We start from the raw sequence: 899 nt of genomic DNA, 5'->3' as shown, positions 1-899 counted from the left end.
AATCGGTCGAGGCTTTGATCTAGTCTAATGGTTTGTGTTGATGAATCCTCAGTTTTGAGAGAACAATCTCAAAAAACATGTTGACATTATGTTAAAATAATGTTAATATCATATTTGTCTGGTGGCGATAGCGAGACGGCCACACCCGTTCCCATGCCGAACACGGAAGTTAAGCGTCTCAGCGCCGAAAGTAGTTGGGGGATCTCCCCCTGTGAGGATAGGACGTTGCCAGGCTACATATTGGAGGATTAGCTCAGCTGGGAGAGCACCTGCCTTACAAGCAGGGGGTCGGCGGTTCGATCCCGTCATCCTCCACCATTTACACCTGCCGGTGTAGCTCAGTTGGTAGAGCATCTGACTTGTAATCAGAGGGTCGAGGGTTCGAATCCTTTCGCCGGCACCATTTGATCTTTTTAAAAAGTCTACCGCTAGAAATTATACCTTGCCGGGGTGGCGGAATTGGTAGACGCACAGGACTTAAAATCCTGCGAGGGTTTCCTCGTGCCGGTTCAAGTCCGGCCCTCGGTACCATTAATATTTTCCCATGATGATTATTCGTCTCGCACCCTTAGCTCAGCTGGATAGAGCGTTAGACTACGAATCTAAAGGCCGGGAGTTCGAATCTCTCAGGGTGCACCATTTTTAGACGGGAAGTAGCTCAGCTTGGTAGAGCACTTGGTTTGGGACCAAGGGGTCGCAGGTTCGAATCCTGTCTTCCCGACCATCATCACTTATACTGGGGCCTTAGCTCAGCTGGGAGAGCGCCTGCCTTGCACGCAGGAGGTCAGCGGTTCGATCCCGCTAGGCTCCACCATTTTTATTTTTTTTACAGACGAACTTTGAAAACTGAACGATGAGGCAAAAAAAGTTTTACCATTTTTGAATGAAGCGCAAGCTTC

The 899-nt window shown here is 48.9% G+C and carries 6 tRNA genes and 1 rRNA gene; all 7 read left to right on the top strand.

Features of this window, described 5'->3' with window-relative positions:
* Window positions 1-117: 117 nt before the first annotated feature.
* The 7 genes from rrf (at window position 118) to ACFO4U_RS14675 (ending at window position 814) form a co-directional block, all read left to right on the top strand.
* Window positions 118-234 (top strand): 5S ribosomal RNA (gene rrf / locus ACFO4U_RS14705).
* Between the two features lie 8 nt (window positions 235-242).
* A tRNA-Val gene (locus tag ACFO4U_RS14700) sits at window positions 243-318 on the top strand.
* A 9-nt stretch (window positions 319-327) separates the two neighbouring features.
* Window positions 328-403: transfer RNA gene (locus tag ACFO4U_RS14695), tRNA-Thr, on the top strand.
* A gap of 41 nt (window positions 404-444) precedes the next feature.
* Window positions 445-531: transfer RNA gene (locus ACFO4U_RS14690), tRNA-Leu, on the top strand.
* Window positions 532-562: 31 nt separating this feature from the next.
* Window positions 563-639 (top strand) — tRNA-Arg (locus ACFO4U_RS14685).
* An 8-nt stretch (window positions 640-647) separates the two neighbouring features.
* Window positions 648-724 (top strand) — tRNA-Pro (locus ACFO4U_RS14680).
* 14 nt (window positions 725-738) lie between these two features.
* A tRNA-Ala gene (locus ACFO4U_RS14675) sits at window positions 739-814 on the top strand.
* Window positions 815-899: the final 85 nt, after the last annotated feature.

This window comes from Exiguobacterium profundum (assembly GCF_042652865.1).
GTDB classification, from domain to species: domain Bacteria; phylum Bacillota; class Bacilli; order Exiguobacteriales; family Exiguobacteriaceae; genus Exiguobacterium; species Exiguobacterium profundum.
The sequence above is the reverse complement of the archived record's forward strand: the minus strand, read 5'-3'. Positions and strand labels throughout refer to the sequence as shown.